Annotated in this window: 16 protein-coding genes; 3 read left to right on the top strand and 13 right to left on the bottom strand. The window is 65.1% G+C overall.

Annotated features, from left to right (window positions below; genetic code table 11):
- Positions 1–113: 113 nt before the first annotated feature.
- Positions 114–1,931 carry a DNA mismatch repair endonuclease MutL gene (mutL, locus tag ACVW1C_RS13730; RefSeq protein ID WP_456758877.1) on the bottom strand — a complete coding sequence of 606 codons (1,818 nt, stop codon included), beginning with the start codon at positions 1,929–1,931 and terminating at the stop codon, positions 114–116.
- Positions 1,932–2,163: 232 nt separating this feature from the next.
- Between mutL and ACVW1C_RS13725 the strand changes: the two genes are divergently transcribed.
- Positions 2,164–2,475 carry a ribbon-helix-helix domain-containing protein gene (locus tag ACVW1C_RS13725; protein ID WP_279708148.1) on the top strand — a complete coding sequence of 104 codons (312 nt, stop codon included), beginning with the start codon at positions 2,164–2,166 and terminating at the stop codon, positions 2,473–2,475.
- 122 nt (positions 2,476–2,597) lie between these two features.
- Here the strand turns inward: ACVW1C_RS13725 and ACVW1C_RS13720 are convergent, their stop codons facing one another.
- From ACVW1C_RS13720 to ACVW1C_RS13705, 4 genes are read right to left on the bottom strand one after another with little or no spacing between them, the layout of a single operon-like run.
- Positions 2,598–4,166 (bottom strand): GMC family oxidoreductase, encoded by a 1,569-nt coding sequence (locus ACVW1C_RS13720; protein WP_456758876.1) that lies wholly within the window; start codon positions 4,164–4,166, stop codon positions 2,598–2,600.
- 24 nt (positions 4,167–4,190) lie between these two features.
- Positions 4,191–4,739, bottom strand: coding sequence for a gluconate 2-dehydrogenase subunit 3 family protein (locus ACVW1C_RS13715; RefSeq protein WP_456758875.1), 549 nt, complete (start codon positions 4,737–4,739; stop codon positions 4,191–4,193).
- Between the two features lie 32 nt (positions 4,740–4,771).
- A complete protein-coding gene (locus ACVW1C_RS13710) occupies positions 4,772–5,167 on the bottom strand; it encodes a VOC family protein (protein WP_456758874.1) in 396 nt (131 codons plus the stop codon).
- Positions 5,168–5,488, bottom strand: a complete 321-nt coding sequence (locus tag ACVW1C_RS13705; RefSeq protein ID WP_456763075.1) for a c-type cytochrome — start codon at positions 5,486–5,488, stop codon at positions 5,168–5,170.
- 402 nt (positions 5,489–5,890) lie between these two features.
- On the opposite strand from ACVW1C_RS13705, the gene ACVW1C_RS13700 reads away from it, so the two are divergent.
- Entirely contained in the window at positions 5,891–6,196 is a 306-nt protein-coding gene (locus ACVW1C_RS13700; RefSeq protein WP_456758873.1) for a hypothetical protein, read from the top strand.
- Between the two features lie 158 nt (positions 6,197–6,354).
- On the opposite strand, the gene arfB is transcribed toward ACVW1C_RS13700, so the two are convergent.
- The 8 genes from arfB to ACVW1C_RS13660 all read right to left on the bottom strand — a co-directional run bounded on the left by arfB (position 6,355) and on the right by ACVW1C_RS13660 (position 16,224).
- On the bottom strand, positions 6,355–6,774 hold the full coding sequence (gene arfB / locus ACVW1C_RS13695; RefSeq protein WP_223967170.1) for an alternative ribosome rescue aminoacyl-tRNA hydrolase ArfB: 420 nt from the start codon (positions 6,772–6,774) through the stop codon (positions 6,355–6,357).
- 308 nt (positions 6,775–7,082) lie between these two features.
- On the bottom strand, positions 7,083–8,447 hold the full coding sequence (locus ACVW1C_RS13690) for a M16 family metallopeptidase (protein ID WP_456758872.1): 1,365 nt from the start codon (positions 8,445–8,447) through the stop codon (positions 7,083–7,085).
- Complete coding sequence (locus ACVW1C_RS13685) at positions 8,444–9,835, bottom strand: M16 family metallopeptidase (protein ID WP_456758871.1); 1,392 nt, start codon at positions 9,833–9,835, stop codon at positions 8,444–8,446. The genes ACVW1C_RS13690 and ACVW1C_RS13685 overlap by 4 nt, the downstream gene beginning before the upstream one ends.
- A 148-nt stretch (positions 9,836–9,983) precedes the next feature.
- Positions 9,984–10,715 (bottom strand): hypothetical protein, encoded by a 732-nt coding sequence (locus tag ACVW1C_RS13680; RefSeq protein WP_456758870.1) that lies wholly within the window; start codon positions 10,713–10,715, stop codon positions 9,984–9,986.
- 100 nt (positions 10,716–10,815) lie between these two features.
- Positions 10,816–11,337 (bottom strand): signal peptidase II, encoded by a 522-nt coding sequence (gene lspA / locus ACVW1C_RS13675; protein ID WP_456758869.1) that lies wholly within the window; start codon positions 11,335–11,337, stop codon positions 10,816–10,818.
- Complete coding sequence (gene ileS, locus ACVW1C_RS13670; protein WP_456758868.1) at positions 11,310–14,354, bottom strand: isoleucine--tRNA ligase; 3,045 nt, start codon at positions 14,352–14,354, stop codon at positions 11,310–11,312. Before ileS ends, lspA begins: the two co-directional genes overlap by 28 nt.
- A gap of 341 nt (positions 14,355–14,695) precedes the next feature.
- Positions 14,696–15,223 (bottom strand): sugar O-acetyltransferase, encoded by a 528-nt coding sequence (locus ACVW1C_RS13665; RefSeq protein WP_456763074.1) that lies wholly within the window; start codon positions 15,221–15,223, stop codon positions 14,696–14,698.
- A 17-nt stretch (positions 15,224–15,240) separates the two neighbouring features.
- A complete protein-coding gene (locus ACVW1C_RS13660; protein ID WP_456758867.1) occupies positions 15,241–16,224 on the bottom strand; it encodes a bifunctional riboflavin kinase/FAD synthetase in 984 nt (327 codons plus the stop codon).
- Positions 16,225–16,438: 214 nt separating this feature from the next.
- On the opposite strand from ACVW1C_RS13660, the gene ACVW1C_RS13655 reads away from it, so the two are divergent.
- Positions 16,439–16,834, top strand: a complete 396-nt coding sequence (locus ACVW1C_RS13655; protein WP_016844467.1) for a response regulator — start codon at positions 16,439–16,441, stop codon at positions 16,832–16,834.
- Positions 16,835–16,975 lie beyond the last annotated feature (141 nt).

Here is a 16,975-nt window from a genome sequence, read left to right as displayed (position 1 = left end):
CAGCCTTTGTCAACGGAGGCATTCGTGGTTATGGGTCCGGGTCGCGCGGAGCCTGTCATCGGGCGGCGCTTTGCGCCGACCCGTTGGCTTGCCCGGGACGACGGGGATAGAGACTACCGCCGCCCGAACAGCTTCTCGATATCGCTCAGCTTCAATTCGACATAGGTCGGGCGGCCGTGGTTGCACTGGCCGGAGTTCGGCGTGTCTTCCATCTCGCGGAGCAGCGCGTTCATCTCTTCGGGCTTGAGGCGTCTCCCGGCGCGGACCGAGCCGTGGCAGGCCATGGTGGCGGCGACATGCATCAGCCGGCGCTCCAGCGGCAGCGCCTCGTCCCACTCGGCCATATGTTCGGCGAGGTCGCGCAGCAGCCCGGCCGCATTGGCCTTGCCGAGCAGCGAGGGCGTCTCGCGCACCGCGACCGCGCCGGGGCCGAAGGACTCGATCGCGAGCCCGAACGATGCCAGCTCTTCGGCGCGATCGAGCAGTTTCTCGACGGTAGCCTCGTCGAGCTCGACGATCTCCGGGATTAGCAGGATCTGGCGCTGCACGCCGTTCTTCGCCAGCGAGGCCTTCAGTCTCTCGTAGACGATGCGCTCATGCGCCGCGTGCTGGTCCACCACGATCAGGCCGTCGCGGGTCTGCGAGACGATGTAGGTCTCGTGGATCTGGGTGCGCGCAGCGCCGAGCGGCCGGTCGAGCAGATCGGGCGCAGGCGCGGCCTCATAGCGGACATCCGCGGTCGGGGTGCCGACGTCGAAGGCGGCCTGTCCGGGCTCGGCGAAGGCGGGCGCCGCCGCGCCCTCGAACGCGCGCAGCGGATTGACCGGATATGACGGCGAGCTCCGCCAGTCCCAATTGCCCGGGCGCGGCGGCGTGAAGGCGGGGCGGAATGCCTGTAACGTCGCGCCGTCGGCGGTGTTGGCCGCGGTGCGTCTGCCCTCGCGCGCGAGGCCCTCCTTCAAGGCGTGCACGATCAGCGCGCGCACCAGGCCGGCGTTGCGGAAGCGCACTTCGGTCTTGGCCGGATGCACATTGGCGTCGACCTCCTGCGGGTCGCAGGTCACGAACAGCGCCACCACGGGATGGCGGTCGCGCGGCAGATAGTCGGAATAGGCCGCACGCACGGCGCCGAGGATCAGCTTGTCGCGCACCGGGCGGCCGTTGACGAACAGATATTGACCGAGCGCATTGGCGCGGGTCAGCGACGGCGCAGCGGCAAAGCCTTCGACCACCACGCCCTCGCGCTCGGCGCGCACCTCGATTGCGCTGGCGCGGAAGTCCGCGCCCAGGATGTCGCCGAGCCGCGTCAGCCGGCCGGCAGCGCCGGGCAACGCCGCGGCCCAGGTGACCGGCGCGCGCTCTTCGCCGGCCAGCGTGAAGGCGATATCGGGCCGCGCCATGCCGAGGCGCCGCACCACCTCGCGGATCGCCTCCGCCTCGGTGCGGTCGGTCTTGAGGAATTTCAGCCGCGCCGGCGTTGCGTAGAAGAGCTCGTTGACCTCGACGCGGGTGCCCTGGCCGAGAGCAGCCGGCATGACCTCCGACTTCTCGCCGCCCTCGACCGACAGCGACCAGGCATGCGGTTCGCTGGCATGGCGCGTGGTGATGCCGAGCTTGGCGACCGCGCCGATCGACGGCAGCGCCTCGCCGCGGAACCCGAGCGTGCGGATGCGCAAGAGGTCCTCGTCGTCGAGCTTGGAGGTGGCGTGGCGATCGACCGCAAGCGCGAGGTCGGTGCGCGTCATGCCGCCGCCATCGTCGGTGATGCCGATCCGCCGCCGCCCGCCGCCATCGGTGAATACGTCGATCCGGCTCGCGCCGGCGTCGATCGCGTTCTCGACCAGTTCCTTGACGACGCTCGCAGGGCGTTCGACCACTTCGCCGGCGGCGATGCGGTTGACGAGCTGTTCGGGAAGCTGGCGGACGGGCATGGATTGCGCGATCGGACAGGGATTCGAGGTTCGGCGGTATTGTAGTCGGCTCGCCGGCCAAATGCATGGGCCGGCCCGCGAATGGCTGCCTTTAGCTGGGGATGGAGCCGGCCTATCGCCTTGAAGACACTCACCTTCGCGTGTGCAGCGGCTACGCCCTACGTGGCGATTGTGACGTCGCACGCGCGGGTATATCGTTTAGAAAAATTATAATCTGATCGGGAGGATAGCCATGTGCCATTTGTTCTCGCACCAGCCGCAGCGCAATTATGAATCGCAGACCCGGTCGCTGCGGATCGGCGGTCATTGCACCTCGATCCGGCTGGAGATGTCGTTCTGGGACACGCTGGAGGAGATTGCCGCCAAGGAGGGGATGAGCGTCGCCAAGTTCGTCACCACGCTCTATGGCGAAGTCCTCGACCACCATGGCGAGGTCAATAATTTCGCATCGCTGTTGCGCTGCTGCTGTTTGATTTATCGCTCGCAGAGCGCAGCGGCTGTGCCCGAATTCCAGGGGCAGCCCATCCTCGACGCCGCCGAATAGGCTTTCGGATCCATCGCGCAGAAAAAACGGCCTTGTCCAGGCAGGACAAGGCCGTTGGAGTCACGAGGGAACTCAGGTTTCGGTTCCGGTCGAAATCAGAACCGAAGCTCGTCTTTCCGAGGCTAGATCTCCTTGCGCTGCATCGCGCCGGCGATCGTGTCGGCCTGCCGGATCGCCAGTGACACGATCGTCAGCGTCGGATTGCACGCCGCTCCGCTCGTGAACTGGCTGCCGTCGGAGACGAACAGGTTCTTGATGTCGTGGGTCTGGCCGAACTTGTTGACCACGCCATCGCGCGGCTTCTCGCTCATCCGGTTGGTGCCCATGTTGTGGGTCGAGGGATAGGGCGGCGTCGGGTAGGTCACGGTGGCGCCGACCGCCTCATAGACCGCGGCGCCCTGCTTGTAGGCGTGATCGCGCATCGCGACGTCGTTCGGATGATCGTCGAAATGCACGCTCGCGACCGGCATGCCGAACTTGTCCTTGATGCTCGGATCCAGCGTGACACGGTTGGTCTCCTGCGGCAGGTCCTCGCCGACCAGCCACATGCCGGCCATCCGCGGATAGCCTTCCATGGCGCTGGTGAAGCTGCGGCCCCAGGCCCCGGGATTGAGAAACGCTGCCATGAAGGGCAGGCCGAGCGACAGTGTCTCCATCTCGTAGCCGCCGACGAAGCCGCGCTTCGGATCGTTCTTCGCCTCGTCGCGAATGATGCCGGCCATCGTGGTGCCGCGATACATATGCACCGACTTCTCGAAGGTCGCATACACGCTGCCGGTCATGTGCCGCAAATAATTGCGGCCGACCTGGCCCGACGAATTGGCAAGACCATCCGGGAACATGCTGGAGGCGCTGTTGAGCAAGAGCCGCGGGCTCTCGATCGAGTTGCCGGCGACCGCAACGACGCGGGCCTTCTGGCGCTGCATCGCGCCGGTCGCATCGGCATAGACCACGCCGGTGACCTTGCCGGACTGGTCGTGCTCGATCTTGATCACCATGCTGCCGGGACGCACCTCGAGATTGCCGGTGGCTTCGCCCTTCGGGATCTCGGTGTAGAGCGTCGACCATTTGGCGCCCGACTTGCAGCCCTGGAAGCAGAAGCCGATCTGCTGGCAGGAGCCGCGGCCGTCGCGCGGCTCGCTGTTGATCGCCATCCGCCCGGTGTGCACTTCCTTGTAGCCGAGCTTCTTGGCACCGGCTTCCAGCACCTTGAAGTTATTGTTGCCGGGAAGTCCGGGAATGGCATTGGTGCGGGTGACGCCCATCTTGTTCTCGGCCTTGGCGTAATAGGGCTCCATCTCGGCGAGCGTGATCGGCCAGTCCAGCAGATTGGCGCCGGGGATGTTGCCGTATGCCGACTTGATCTTGAACTCGTGCTCGTCGAAGCGGAGCGAGGCGCCGGCCCAGTGTACGGTGGATCCGCCAACCGCCTTCACGATCCAGGCCGGAATATTCGGGAAATCCTTGTGGACGCGCCAGCTTCCCGACGTCGTGCGCATGTCCGACCAGGCGAGCTGGCCGAAGCTGTCCCATTCATCGTTGATGAAGTCCTGGTTCTCGATGCGCGGGCCGGCTTCCAGGATCACGACCTTGATGCCCTTCTGCGCCAGTTCATTGCCGAGCGTTCCGCCGCCGGCACCGGAGCCGACGATCACGACAACGCCGCTGTCATTCAGATCGAATTTTGCCATTGTGTCCTCCCGAAATTGTCCGCTTCACGCCTTCGGCAGCCAGTCGATATCGGCGAAACCGCGCTTGATGTAGCCACCATGCTCGGCGGAGGAGCCCTCGTAGCCGAACCGCGGCCAGACCTCCTTGTTGTTGTAGAGCGATGCGATGAGATCGCCGCGGATCTTCTGGAAGAACGCGCTTGCCTCGATCTGTTGCAGCAGCGCGACGCGATCGTTCTCCCAGGCGACCTGGGCGTAAGGCATCTTGTGGCGGTCGTTGGCCGCCTGATCGAGCCGGGTTACGCCCTCATTGATCAGCGATTTGATGGCCGGATCCTTCGCGGCCTTGTCATCCCACGGCTTGACCGCCGTGATGTAGTAGCTGTCGCCGAGGAAATCGTGCGGATAGATGTCGCGCGCCATCTTCAGCAACGTCTTCATGGTGGCCGGCGTCAGCGTACCCGCCTCATCGGCCCATGCATCGGTGATGCCGAGCCCGGTCGATGTCGCGATCGCGACCGCCGGTGCGGTAGCAGCCGCGCCTTTGAGGAACACACGCCGGTCATATTTGCTGCGTCGATCGATTTCTCTCATGAGTTTCCTCCGTAATTTATCTTCTAATTGGATTAGCCGAAGCGCCCGCCGCGCTGGATCACCTCGATCTTGTAGCCGTCGGGATCGGAGACGAAGAAGAAGCGCGCCAGCGTCTTGCCGTCATGCTTGAAGTCGCGCAGCGGCCCGGGCGAGAGCTTCTCCTGCTCGAAGCGCGCGTGCTCGGCATCGAGGTCATCGACGACGACGGCGAGATGGCCGTAGCCGTCGCCGAGCATGTACGGCTCCTTGCGGTCGAAATTGACCGTGAGCTCGACCTCGAATGGCGAGGACGGATGGCGCAGATAGATCAGCGCGAAGTCGGGAAATCGCAGATTGTCCGCGATCTCGAGCCCGAACGCGCGCTTGTAGAAGTCGAGCGCCTTGGCCTCGTCGAACACGCGGATCATCGAATGCACGGGTTTCGCCATTCAGTTCAGCTCCTTCAGATAGGCGATGATCATCGCGCGGGTCTCCGGCTTGGCCTGCCGGTAGGCCATCACGCTGCTTGCGATCACCTCTTGCGGATTGGTCAGCCAGGCATCGAGCCTGACGTCGTCCCAGACGAAATCAGCCTTGGCGAAGCCCGCGGAATATCTGAAGCCGTCGGCCTTGCCGGCATGGCGGCCGACGACCTTGTAGAGCGACGGTCCCTGCCGCACCGGATCCGACGCATTGGTGGTGTGGCAGGTCGCGCATTGCTGCTTGAACAGCGTCGCCCCGTCGGGCGGCTTGGCTGCGGGCAGGGGCATCTGCGCATGCGCGATTTGCACTGCAAGCATTGCGCTGCAAAATCCGAGCGCCATCGTCCAGCTTGCCGTCCGTCCTGCGCGCAGCTTTGTCATATACATCACCGCCTCTGTGCGCAGACTGTAGGAGGCTGAAATCGGCCGTTGGTAGTAGCGGGCTGTTTCACAGCAGAACAAAGCTGGGCGGCGATCTGGCGCGGAACCGATCCTTGCCGCATATGCGGACGACAAATCCGCAAAATGACCGCGAAATCCCTGCACGATCACCACACGACGCCGCTTGCATTGCGCGTGCGCCGTTTGCGGAAAATTCAGTCTCGCGCGATGGGGTTCAGGGTCGGCGTTTGCAAACGGCGCACACCTGCGCCGCTCCGTCCATCGTCAATCAAAGTCCAGGAGAAGTGGATGACGTTTGCAAGAACCAGCGTGCTCGCCCTTGCCATCTCGGCCGCGATGGCCGGCCCCGTCCTGGCCCAGGGGGCGGCTGCACCGGGCACCCAGCTTCGCGGCGGCGCACAAGGCAGTGGGACCATGCAGCAGGGTGGCGGCATGTCCGGCAGCGGCGATGAGGAAATGGCGGCGCAGCCGACTTCGCCGACGCAAAAGAGCGGCACCAGCGCCAAGTCGGGCAACAAGGGAACGGTCGGCAGCGGCCACGCCACATCGAAGTCTGGTGGTTCCGAGATGGCGCCTGCAACCAAGAAGTACTGATCCGCGATGATCGGATCCCGGATGCAGCGCCGTGCCTGCGCTGCGTCCGGTGCTCCCCAAAGCCTTCTCCGCTCCGATTGAATCGGAGCGGGGCGCCAGATTCTAGTCTTGACGCGCTTTCTTCACGCGAACCGGGATCCACTTCGCTCGAAGACGCTCTAATCGTCGAAACGTTGACTGCCGCGGCCGGCCTTGATGTCGCTGCGGCGCTTCTTGCCTTCGAGCCGGCGCTTCTTTGAGCCGAGCGTCGGCCTGGTCGGCCGCCGCGGTGTCGGCCGCACCATCGCTTCCTTCAGCATCTCGAACAGCCGCTCGATCGCGTCCGCGCGATTGCGCTCCTGGGTGCGGAAGCGGAACGCCTGGATCACGATCACGCCGTCCTTGGTCATGCGGCTGCCGGCGAGCCGCGCCAGCCGCTGCGCCGCGTCCGGCGGCAGCGCGATCTTGTTCGTGTCGAAGCGAAGCTGGGCTGCGGTCGAGACCTTGTTGACATTCTGCCCGCCCGGACCGGAGGCACGGACAAAGACGATCTCAATGTCGTTCTCGTCGATCGTAAGGTCGCGGGACAGCCGCAGCATGACATCACCCGTGGAGGGAAGAATCGGCGGCCGCAGGATAGCGGGTTTGCGCTGGGCGTGCTTGGGCGGTGTTCGTTACGTCCGCGGCCGGAGCGCGTGGCTCACCCCTCTCCCCCAACCCTCCGCCGCAAGGGGGGAGGGAGCCCGAGAGACGTGCTCACATCACATCGCATCACAGCCGACACTTTCGCAGTCAGGCAAGTAAGGGGCGCACAAGCGGATGGCTCCCTCCCCCCTTGCGGGGGAGGGTGGGGAGAGGGGTGGCCACAACGGTGGTGTATGACGAAGCAGACGCGCGCGTAACAGCGTCAGTTCGCCTTCGGCGGCGCCGATGCCGGCTGCGCTGCGGCTTGCGGGGCGCGGCCGACGATCACGGTGAGCAGGCCGTTGCCCCACAGCCTTTTGGAGACCCGCTTGACGTCGTCGAGCGTCACCGCATCGACGATGGCGCTGCGCTTCTCGATGTAGTCGATCGGCAGCTTGTCGAGCTGGTATTGCAGCATCGCCTGCGCGAGCTTGGAGGAGGTGTCGAGCGCCAGCATCTGCGAGCCCTTCAGATAGGACTTCGCCTCGTCGAGCTCCTGCTGCGTCGGGCCTTCCTCGGCGATGCGGCGGATCTCCGCCTCGATCGCATCGACGGTCTCGCCGGCGCGGTCGGCGCGGGTGCCGGTGTTGCCGATGAACAGCGCGGAGTGATCCATCCAGAGCAGCGCTTCATAGATCGAATAGGCCAGCCCGCGCTTCTCGCGCACTTCCTTGTAGAGCCGCGACGACAGCCCGCCGCCGCCGAGAATGTGGTTCACCACATAGGCGGCCATGAAGTCCGGGTCGTGCCTGTTGATGCCGGGGCCGCCGAAGGTGACGACGGTCTGCGGCACGTCGAGCGGGACGAAGGCGCGCTGCGGCGGCTTGGTCGCCACGACGTCGGGAATCGCCGTCAATTCGGCCTTGGCCGGCAGGCCGCCAAAGGTCTTGTCCAGGAGCTTGCCGAGCGTATCGGGATCGACATCGCCGACCACCGCGATCCGCAGCGTGTCCTTGGCGATGATGCGGCGGACATAGTCCTTCAGATCGGCAATCTCGATCTTCGGCACGCTCTCCAGCGTGCCGGTCGCCGTCCTGCCATAGGGATGGTCGCCGAAGGCGAGCTCGAGGAACTTGCGGCCGGACAGCGAGGACGGATTGGTCGATTCGCGGCGCAGGTTCGAGATCACCTGGGCGCGGATGCGTTCGACGTCCTTCGGCTCGAACCGCGCCGAAGTCAGCGCCATCCGCAGCAGGTCGTAGGCTTCGTCCTTGTTGTCCTTGAGCATGCGCAGCGAGCCGCGGAACTGATCGCGGTTGGACTGGAAGCTGAGCTCGATGGCGCGGCGCTCGAGCCGCTCATGATAGGTCTTGGAATCGAGATCGCCGGAGCCCTCGTCGAGCAGGTCGGCGACCAGATTGCCGACGCCGGGCTTGCCGGGCGGATCCTGGCTGGCGCCGCCGCCGAAGGCATATTCCATCGCGATCAGCGGCACGGTGGCGTCCTGCACGAACCACGCCTCGATGCCGCCGGGCGACACCAGCCGCTGGATCTTGGCCGCGGCCTGCGAGGGCGCCGAGGTCAGCGTCAGCATCGCGGCGCAGGCGCCGCCGAGCAGCGCCGCGCGGCGGGTGATGGAATAGGTCACGAGCGCTTCTCCTCGCGTTTCGGCGCAGTATCCTTGATCAGATAGCCGGTCACCGACCGCTTCTTGTCGAGCCAGGTGGCGGCAGCTGCGCGCACCTGCTCGGCGGTCACGGCGCGAATGCGATCCGGCCAGCTTCGGATGTCGTCGATGCTGAGCCCGGTGGTCAGCGCGCCGCCGTACCAGCGCGCCAGCGTCGCCTGGTTGTCCTGGGCATAGATCGCTTCCGCGATCAGCTGGGTCTTGACCCGTTCGAGATCCTCGGCGCGTGCGGGGTGCTGCGCGAGATCGGCGATCACCTTGTCGATCGCGTCCTCGATCTGCGCGAACTCGACGCCAACCTTGGGCGTCACCGAGATCGAGAATTGCGATGGATCGAGCGCGGTGCCCTGATAGCCGGCGCCGGCCGAGATCGCGAGGCCCTTGTCGATCACCAGCGAGCGATAGAGGTAGGAGTTGGCGCCGCCGCCCATCAATTGCGCGAGCACATCGAGCGCCTGGCTCTCGCCCGCCGCCGCCGTAGTCGCGGACGGCACCAGATAGTAGCGGCGCAGGTTCGGCTGTTCGACGCGGGGATCCGACAGCGTCACGGTGCGCGGCGCGGCCGGTGTCGGCTCCTGCGGCCGGACCCGCTTCTCAGGGATCGCACGTTGCGCCGGGATCGGGCCGAAGTTCTTCTCGACCAGCGGGCGGATGTCCTTGACGTCGACATCGCCGGCGATGACCAGGATCGCGTTGTTCGGCGCATAGAAGCGGCGGTAGAAGGCGAGCGCATCCTCGCGGTCGAGCTTCTCGATCTCCTGGTGCCAGCCGATCACCGGCCGGCCATAGGGATGGTTGAGATAGAGCGCGGCCATGATCTGCTCGGTGAGCCGGGCATCCGGGTTGTTGGCAACCCGCATGTTGAACTCCTCGAGCACGACGTCGCGCTCGGGCAGCACATTCTCATCCTTCAGGATCAGGCCGGTCATCCGGTCGGCCTCGAACTCCATCATGGTGGGCAGCTGCTCGCGCGGCACGCGCTGGAAATAGCCGGTGTAGTCGTTGGAGGTGAAGGCGTTCTCGTTGCCGCCGACGCGCAGCACGGTCTGCGAGAACTCGCCGGCGGGATGCTTGGCGGTGCCCTTGAACATCAGGTGCTCGAGGAAATGCGCGAGGCCCGATTTGCCCGGCGTCTCGTCGGCGGAGCCGACCTTGTACCAGATCATCTGCGTCACGACCGGCGTGCGGTGATCGGGGATCACCACGACCTGCAGGCCGTTGTCGAGCGTGAAGCTCGCGGGGCGTTCCGAGGTGACGGTGGTCTGGGCGCGGAGGCTGGTGCCCGACAGCGGGATGGTTGAAACAAAGGCGGCAGCGAACAGGGCGATCGATCGGCGTGAGGGCATCATGGTCCTTATGGAAGCCTGAACGGATGGCCGGGCATGCAGACGCCATCGTACACGGTGCAGTCCGTGCCAGTCGTCACGAAGCGGAGAGACGGACGTCCCTCCGCATTAAGCTTTGCTCATGTCAGCCTTCGCCCAAGCAGGCCAAGCGTCACTGGATCGGTTTTCCGGTCATGACGTCGTACTGGCCCTCGTTCACCTTCGGCTTCATCGGGCCTGTGCCATAGGCAAAGCCTGAAGACGGGGTCTGGTAGCCCGGAGGGGGCTCGGTCAGGGAGTCGCGCGTCGGCTCGCCGGTGAACGGCTTGGACTCGCTGCTGTTCCCCTTGAATATGCCGAGCAGACCACCGTTGTAGCCGAGCTGGCTCGGCATCAGCGACGGATTGGTGTTGGTGCCCGGCTCGAGCGGCTCCCTGCGGCCCTCGGTGGCCGTCTGCTGCTTGCGGCCCGCCTCGATCTCGGCCGGCGTCAACGCCACCGCTGATTGCCACGGCTCCTTCTTGACTTCCTTCTTGCGCGCCGCGATCGCAGCCTTGCGCGCCGCGACGTCAGGGTCCTTCGGCCAGTTCGGCGCGTTGACCTGGGCGGCCGTGGCAGGCGGCGGCAGGTCGAGCTTCGGCGGCACCACCAGCGGCGAGCGCTCGCGATAGTCGATGCCCTTGCTGGCGGCGCTCTTGGCGCCGAGCCCGGTCATCAGATTGTCGATGATCCGCTCTTCGAAGGTCAGCCCGTCATCGCCGTCATCGTCATCGTCGCCGGCACGCACCGGGCCTGCCGTCATCACCAGGCCGATCCCGGCCGCAACGAACGCCAGACGCAGGCCGCGCATCAGAGGCAGCCGTGACGTCTCGATCAGGTAACCGCGGACTTTGGTGTTGCGCATCGCGCTATTCCCATCTCAAAATTCGCCAAAGCGATCACTGGCTTAGCGCTCAGTTCCGCTGGGTGCAGGTCGGCCGCCGACCGGCTCGTATCGGCCGGGATCAGGGCGCTTTTACGGCGGGGGTCCCCATGACGGAATCATACAATAGGGCCGCCACGCCAGCAACGATCGCCACATCGGCAAGGTTGAAGATGTACCAATTATAGGTTTTTCCGGCGATCTCGACGTGAAACAGGGCGAAATCGACCACCGCACCATAGGCGAAGCGGTCGATCCCGTTCCCGATGGCGCCGCCGATGATCAGGCCGAGCGACATTGTCGCAAGCCAGGTTCGCGACCGCGCCATCCAGATCGCCAGCGCGATCACGGCAGCGGCCTTGATCACCATCAGCAGGATCTGGGCCGACGGGGTCTCGCTCTGGAACCAGCCGAAGCTGATGCCGGGATTCCAGGCCAGCACCAGATCGAAAAACGGCGTCACCGTCACAGGGGCGTGGTGCGCGATGTCGAGGACGTAAAGCAGCCAGAGCTTGGAGGCCTGGTCGGCGATCAGGATGATGACCGCCGCCAGCACACCGGCGCGAACCGGCGAGCTCAAGCCGTGCCCCCCAGCGCCTTCCATTCGCGCAGCGCTTGGGCGTCGCGCGGCGAGACGTCGGGATATTCGGGATCCTCGCCGATCGTCGGCAGGATCTTCCACGAGCGCGCGCATTTGGTGCCGACTGCCTTCTCGACCACCACGGCGACGCCGGGCACGGCATCGAGGCGGAAGGCGCCCGCAGGCGCCTCGCCCTCGCGCACCTCGTAGTTCGAGGTGATGCAGACCTCGGCGAGATCGATGTCGAACAACGTGGCCAGCATCTGTCGGTCGGCGATGTAGATCACCGGCGAGGCCTCGAGCGACGAGCCGATCCGCTTGGCGGCGCGCTCGAGCTCGAGCGCACCGGTGACGACGCGGCGGACGTTGCGGATCGTCTCCCACTTCGCGGCGAGCGCGTCGTCGCGGAACTGCTCGAGACCTTCGGGGAACAGCGTGAGGTGCACCGAGGGCTCGGCGTTCGGCCGGTACATCCGCCAGGCTTCATCCGACGTGAAGCTCAGGATCGGCGCCAGCCATTTCAGGATCGCGTCGCAGAGCAGGTCGATTGCGGTCAGCGCCGCCTTGCGCGCCACCGAGGACGGCGGGTCGCAATACAGCGTGTCCTTGCGGATGTCGAAGTAGAACGCCGACAGCTCGGAGTTCATGAAGGCCGCGAGAGTTGCGACCACGGTCTTGTAGTCGAACGCCGCATAGGCCTTGCGGATGGTCTCGGTGTGGCCGGCCAGTTCGTGCAGCATCAGCCGCTCGAGCTCGGGCATCTCGGTGAAGGCGACCTTCTCGCTCGGCTTGAAATGATGCAGCGTGCCGAGCATCCAGCGGATCGAGTTGCGCAGCTTGCGATAGGTCTCGATGGTGTTCTTCAGGATCTCCGGCCCGATGCGCTGGTCGTCGGCATAGTCGGTGGCGCAGACCCACAGGCGCAGGATATCCGCTCCGGAATCCTTGATCACCTTCTGCGGCTCGACCGTGTTGCCGAGCGACTTCGACATCTTGCGGCCGTTCTCGTCGAGCGTAAAGCCGTGGGTGAGCACGATGTCGTACGGCGCGCGCCCGCGCGTGCCGGCGCTTTCCAGCAGCGACGAGTGGAACCAGCCGCGGTGCTGGTCGCTTCCTTCGAGATACATCACGGTGTCGTTGCCGCCGTCGATCTTGCGGACGATGTTGCCGAGCTGCGGGAAGTTCTGGCGGTCTTCCAGCACGAAGGCGTGCGTGGAGCCGGAATCGAACCAGACGTCGCAGATGTCGTCGACCTTCTTCCAGTTCTCGGACGCGCGGCTCCCGAGGAAGCGTTCGCGAGCACCGTCCATGTACCAGGCGTCGGCGCCTTCCTCCATGAACGCCTCGGTGATGCGCTGGTTGACGACCTCGTCCTGCAGGATCTCGGCCGAACCGTCGCTGTTCTCGCGCACGAACACGGCGATCGGCACGCCCCAGGCGCGCTGACGCGAGATCACCCAGTCCGGGCGGTTGGCGATCATGCCGTTGATGCGGTTCTCGCCGGCCGGCGGCACCCATTGCGTGACCGAGATCGCCTGCAGCGCGCGGGCGCGCAGCGTGTCGCCCTTCTTGGCGTGGCCGTTCTCCGCCATAGCCCCGGGCTTGCCCGGGGCGTCCAGGATGGGCTTGTCCATCGCGATGAACCATTGCGGCGTGTTGCGGAAGATCACCGGCTTCTTGGAGCGCCAGGAATGCGGATACTGGTGCTTGAGGCGGCCGCGCGCGAGCAGCTTGCCGGCCTCGATCAGCGCCTTGATCACCGCCTCGTTGGCATCGCCCTTCTCGCCCTTGTCGGTGAGCACGCGCTTGCCAGTGAAGCCCGGCGCCTGCGCGGTGTAGGCGCCGTTCTCATCGACGGTGTAGGGGATCGCGGTCGGGATGCCGCGGGCATCGAGCTCGCGGGTGTTGGCCGTCCAGACGTCGAAGTCCTCGCGGCCGTGGCTAGGCGCGGTGTGCACGAAGCCGGTGCCGGTGTCGTCGGTGACGTGCTCGCCTGATAGCAGCGGAACGATGAATTCGTAGCCGCCGCCAAATCCCTTCAACGGATGGGCGCATTCCACGGCGTCCAACGTGTCGCCGGGAATGTCGCGAACCTTCTCATAGGACGTGACGCGCGCCTGCTTGAACACTTCCGCGGCGAGCGCGTCGGCCAGGATCAGGAGATCGCCGGTCTTCGCCCAATTGTCGGCGGGCGCGTCCGTGACCTTGTAGAGGCCGTAGGCGATCTTCGGCGAGAACGAGATCGCCCGGTTGCCGGGCAGCGTCCACGGCGTGGTGGTCCAGATCACCACCGAGGCATTGGCCAGCGCGCCATGCGCCGGCGAGGTGACCGGGAATTTCACCCACACCATGTCGGAGGTGTAGTCCTCGTATTCGACCTCGGCTTCGGCAAGCGCGGTCTTCTCGACCACGCTCCACATCACCGGCTTGGAGCCGCGATACAGCGTGCCGTTGGCGGCAAACTTCATCAGCTCGCGGGCGATCTGCGCCTCGGCCGGATAGCTCATCGTCTGGTAAGGATGATCCCAGTCGCCGATAATGCCGAGCCGCTTGAACTCCTCGCGCTGCACGTTGATCCAGTGCGTCGCATAGGCGCGGCATTCCCTGCGGAACGCGACCATGGCGGCGGAGTCGCGAAAGTCGGGCTTCTGCTTGCCCTTGGAGCGGTAGTTCTCCTCCTCGATCTTCCATTCGATCGGCAGGCCGTGGCAGTCCCAGCCCGGCACGTAGTTGGAGTCGAAGCCCAGCATCTGCTGGCTCTTGGTCACGACGTCCTTGAGGATCTTGTTCAGCGCGTGGCCGATATGGATGTTGCCGTTGGCGTAGGGTGGGCCGTCATGCAGCACGAATTTGGCGCGGCCCTCGGCTTCCCGGCGGAGCTTGTCGTAGAGGCCGATGTCGTTCCAGTATTTCAGGATTTCTGGCTCGCGCTGGGGCAGGCCGGCGCGCATCGGGAATTCCGTCTGCGGCAGGTAAAGGGTCTTGGAATAGTCCCTAGCGTCAGTCTTCTGGGCGTCGGTCTTTTGCGGCTTGTCGGACATAAAAGCTCTGATTTGGCAGGTGCGGGCGCGGAAACGCGATCAATCGCGGGTGAAACGACGAAGTCCCGGTCTTGCGCCGAGCCTTCAGGCTCAGGCGGAAGCCGGGCCGCTAATCCGTATGATGCGCCGCGAAAACATGGGGTTTCCATAGCAGCCAGACGGGGAAATCGCAAAGCCCCGGTTGGCCGGGAGACCGTTCCGGGGGACCTGCAGAGCCTATCCCCGTCATCCTGAGGAGCGCGTAGCGCGTCTCGAAGGATGAATCGGCCCGGCTGGTGGCCGTCGGCCCTTCGAGACGCGCTTCGCGCTCCTCAGGGCGACGGATCAAGAGCCGTATGCCTCTAGGCCGGCCGCGGCCGGGCCGGATTCCCCGCCACGGTCGCGCCGGGGGCGACGTCCCGCGTCACCACGCTGGCGGCCCCGACCAGGGCGCCGTCGCCGATGGTCACGCCGGGCAGAATGATGGCACCGCCGCCGATCCAGACGTCGCTGCCGATCCGGATCGGGCGGCCGAATTCAAGCCCGGCGCGCCGGGTCGCGGCGTCGCGCGGGTGGTCGGCGGTATAGATCTGCACCGCGGGCCCGATCTGGGTGCGATCGCCGATCACGACCTCGATGACGTCGAGGATGACGCAATTGAAGTTGAGGAATACGCCGTCGCCGAGGCTGATATTGCTGCCGTAATCGCAGAAAAACGGCGGCCGGATCACGGCGTCCTTGCCGACCTTGCGGAAGCGCGCGGAGAGCAGGGCGTGCAACTCGGCTGCTGACGATGCGCCTGACGCGTTGTAGCGCGCCATCCAATGTTCCGCCGCGGTATGGTCGGCGGCGAGTTCTGCATCCGGGCGATAGAGCTCGCCCGCCAGCATCTTCTCTTTCTCTGTCTTCAACCAATCACTCCGAGCTGCGGGAACGCGTCCGGCGCTGCGGCCAATGCCGCGCGCGCCCTGGCGCTGTCGTCATCCATCTGGCGGATCAACGCCTCGATGGTGTCGAATTTCAGCTCTTCGCGAATGAAACTGATGAAGGCGACATCGAGCACCGTGTCGTAGAGATCGCCCTTGAAGTCGAACAGGAAGACTTCGAGCAGCGGCGCGCCGTTGTCGAAGGTCGGCCGGCGTCCGAAGCTTGCGACGCCGTCGAACCGCACCTTGTCGTTTCCGTGGGCCTTGCCGACCCGCACCGCATAGATGCCGTGCTTCAGGCCGCAATGCTTGTCGAGGCGGATGTTGGCGGTGGGGTAACCGAGGTCGCGGCCGCGCTTCTCGCCATGGATCACCTTGCCGGTCACGAACCACGGGCCGCCCAGCATCGTGGTGGCATCGTCGACCTGGCCTTCGGCGAGCGCCATGCGGATGGCGCTGGAGGAGACCGGGCGCTCCTCGATGTCGACATGGGCCTGCACATCGACCTCGATGCCGAGCCGTGGCGCTTCGCTGACGAGCAGGCTCGGCGAGCCGACCCGGCCCTTGCCGAAATGGAAGTCGTAGCCGACCGCAATCCCGCTGATGCCGAGCCGGCCGATCAGGTCATGGTGAATGAAGTCCTGTGCCGTGGTCCCGGCGCGCGCCTTGTCGAAGGTCATGACGACGGCGCCGGCGAGCCCGGTGGCCGCGAGCAGCCGCAGCTTGTTGGTCTCGTCCGTGAGACGGAATTGCGGAGTGTTCGGGCTGAAGAAACTGCGCGGATGCGGTTCGAAGGTCACGGCGAGCGCGGGCACGCTGTGCGACTTGCCCATCGCGAGCGCCGCGCCGATCACGGCGCGGTGACCGAGATGGACGCCGTCGAAATTTCCCATTGCGACCACGGCACCCTTCGGAATGGCGCTTTCGGGCGTGTTGTCGCGGATAACGGTAAAGCCGGTGCTCATGTCAGGGATTCTTCAAGGATTCTTAAGCATGATTGTTGCGGGCCGGACCGTGACGCGGCGGCGGCGTGGAAGTCAAGCATAGCGAAAATCGCGTCAAATCCGTAACAATCCGGATTCAGCCGGTTAACGCGCTGTTTAACGGCTGCTGTTAGTCGTTGGCGGAAAGCTGCGTTCGTGCAGAAGCCAAGTTGCGTTAGTGGTTTTGGGGGGAAAGATGGCGGTTGATTTGTCCATGCCGGTTCTGGTGGTTGATGACTACAGCACCATGATCCGCATCATCCGGAATCTTCTCAAGCAGCTTGGATTCGAGAATATCGACGATGCCTCCGATGGCTCTGCGGCGCTCAACAAGATGCGCGGCAAGAAGTACGGCCTGGTGATTTCCGACTGGAATATGGAGCCGATGACCGGCTACGACCTGCTCAAGGAAGTTCGCGCCGATCCCAATCTCGCGACCACGCCCTTCATCATGATCACGGCGGAATCCAAGACCGAGAACGTGATCGCGGCCAAGAAGGCCGGCGTGAACAACTACATCGTCAAGCCGTTCAATGCGGCCACGCTGAAGACCAAGATCGAGGCGGTGTTCCCGGACATGGCGACCGCGTAACCGCCCGACATCGCATCAACTGAAATTCACGCTATGCCCGGGGTGTCCCGGGCATTTGCGTCTTTGGGGTTGAAAGTGAGGCGAGCAGTCGCGTGCGCGATTTCGGAATATTGGAAGAATGCCCCTGAGTTGCCCGACGTG

The sequence above is a fragment of the Bradyrhizobium sp. USDA 4011 genome (assembly GCF_054063415.1).
Note: the sequence above shows the minus strand (reverse complement) of the source record. Positions and strands in the feature narration are given on the sequence as shown.

What these genes read in the sequence shown, in the direction of transcription:
- arfB (WP_223967170.1), bottom strand. Translation starts at nt 6,774, where the DNA reads ATGCTGCGGCTGTCCCGCGACCTTACGATCGACGAGAACGACATTGAG.
- ACVW1C_RS13680 (WP_456758870.1), bottom strand. Translation starts at nt 10,715, where the DNA reads ATGCGCAACACCAAAGTCCGCGGTTACCTGATCGAGACGTCACGGCTG.
- ACVW1C_RS13725 (WP_279708148.1), top strand. Translation starts at nt 2,164, where the DNA reads ATGTGCCATTTGTTCTCGCACCAGCCGCAGCGCAATTATGAATCGCAG.
- ACVW1C_RS13710 (WP_456758874.1), bottom strand. Translation starts at nt 5,167, where the DNA reads ATGGCGAAACCCGTGCATTCGATGATCCGCGTGTTCGACGAGGCCAAG.
- ACVW1C_RS13715 (WP_456758875.1), bottom strand. Translation starts at nt 4,739, where the DNA reads ATGAGAGAAATCGATCGACGCAGCAAATATGACCGGCGTGTGTTCCTC.
- ACVW1C_RS13685 (WP_456758871.1), bottom strand. Translation starts at nt 9,835, where the DNA reads ATGATGCCCTCACGCCGATCGATCGCCCTGTTCGCTGCCGCCTTTGTT.
- ACVW1C_RS13705 (WP_456763075.1), bottom strand. Translation starts at nt 5,488, where the DNA reads ATGCCCCTGCCCGCAGCCAAGCCGCCCGACGGGGCGACGCTGTTCAAG.
- lspA (WP_456758869.1), bottom strand. Translation starts at nt 11,337, where the DNA reads ATGGAAGGCGCTGGGGGGCACGGCTTGAGCTCGCCGGTTCGCGCCGGT.
- mutL (WP_456758877.1), bottom strand. Translation starts at nt 1,931, where the DNA reads ATGCCCGTCCGCCAGCTTCCCGAACAGCTCGTCAACCGCATCGCCGCC.
- ACVW1C_RS13665 (WP_456763074.1), bottom strand. Translation starts at nt 15,223, where the DNA reads ATGCTGGCGGGCGAGCTCTATCGCCCGGATGCAGAACTCGCCGCCGAC.
- ACVW1C_RS13700 (WP_456758873.1), top strand. Translation starts at nt 5,891, where the DNA reads ATGACGTTTGCAAGAACCAGCGTGCTCGCCCTTGCCATCTCGGCCGCG.
- ileS (WP_456758868.1), bottom strand. Translation starts at nt 14,354, where the DNA reads ATGTCCGACAAGCCGCAAAAGACCGACGCCCAGAAGACTGACGCTAGG.
- ACVW1C_RS13720 (WP_456758876.1), bottom strand. Translation starts at nt 4,166, where the DNA reads ATGGCAAAATTCGATCTGAATGACAGCGGCGTTGTCGTGATCGTCGGC.
- ACVW1C_RS13660 (WP_456758867.1), bottom strand. Translation starts at nt 16,224, where the DNA reads ATGAGCACCGGCTTTACCGTTATCCGCGACAACACGCCCGAAAGCGCC.
- ACVW1C_RS13655 (WP_016844467.1), top strand. Translation starts at nt 16,439, where the DNA reads ATGGCGGTTGATTTGTCCATGCCGGTTCTGGTGGTTGATGACTACAGC.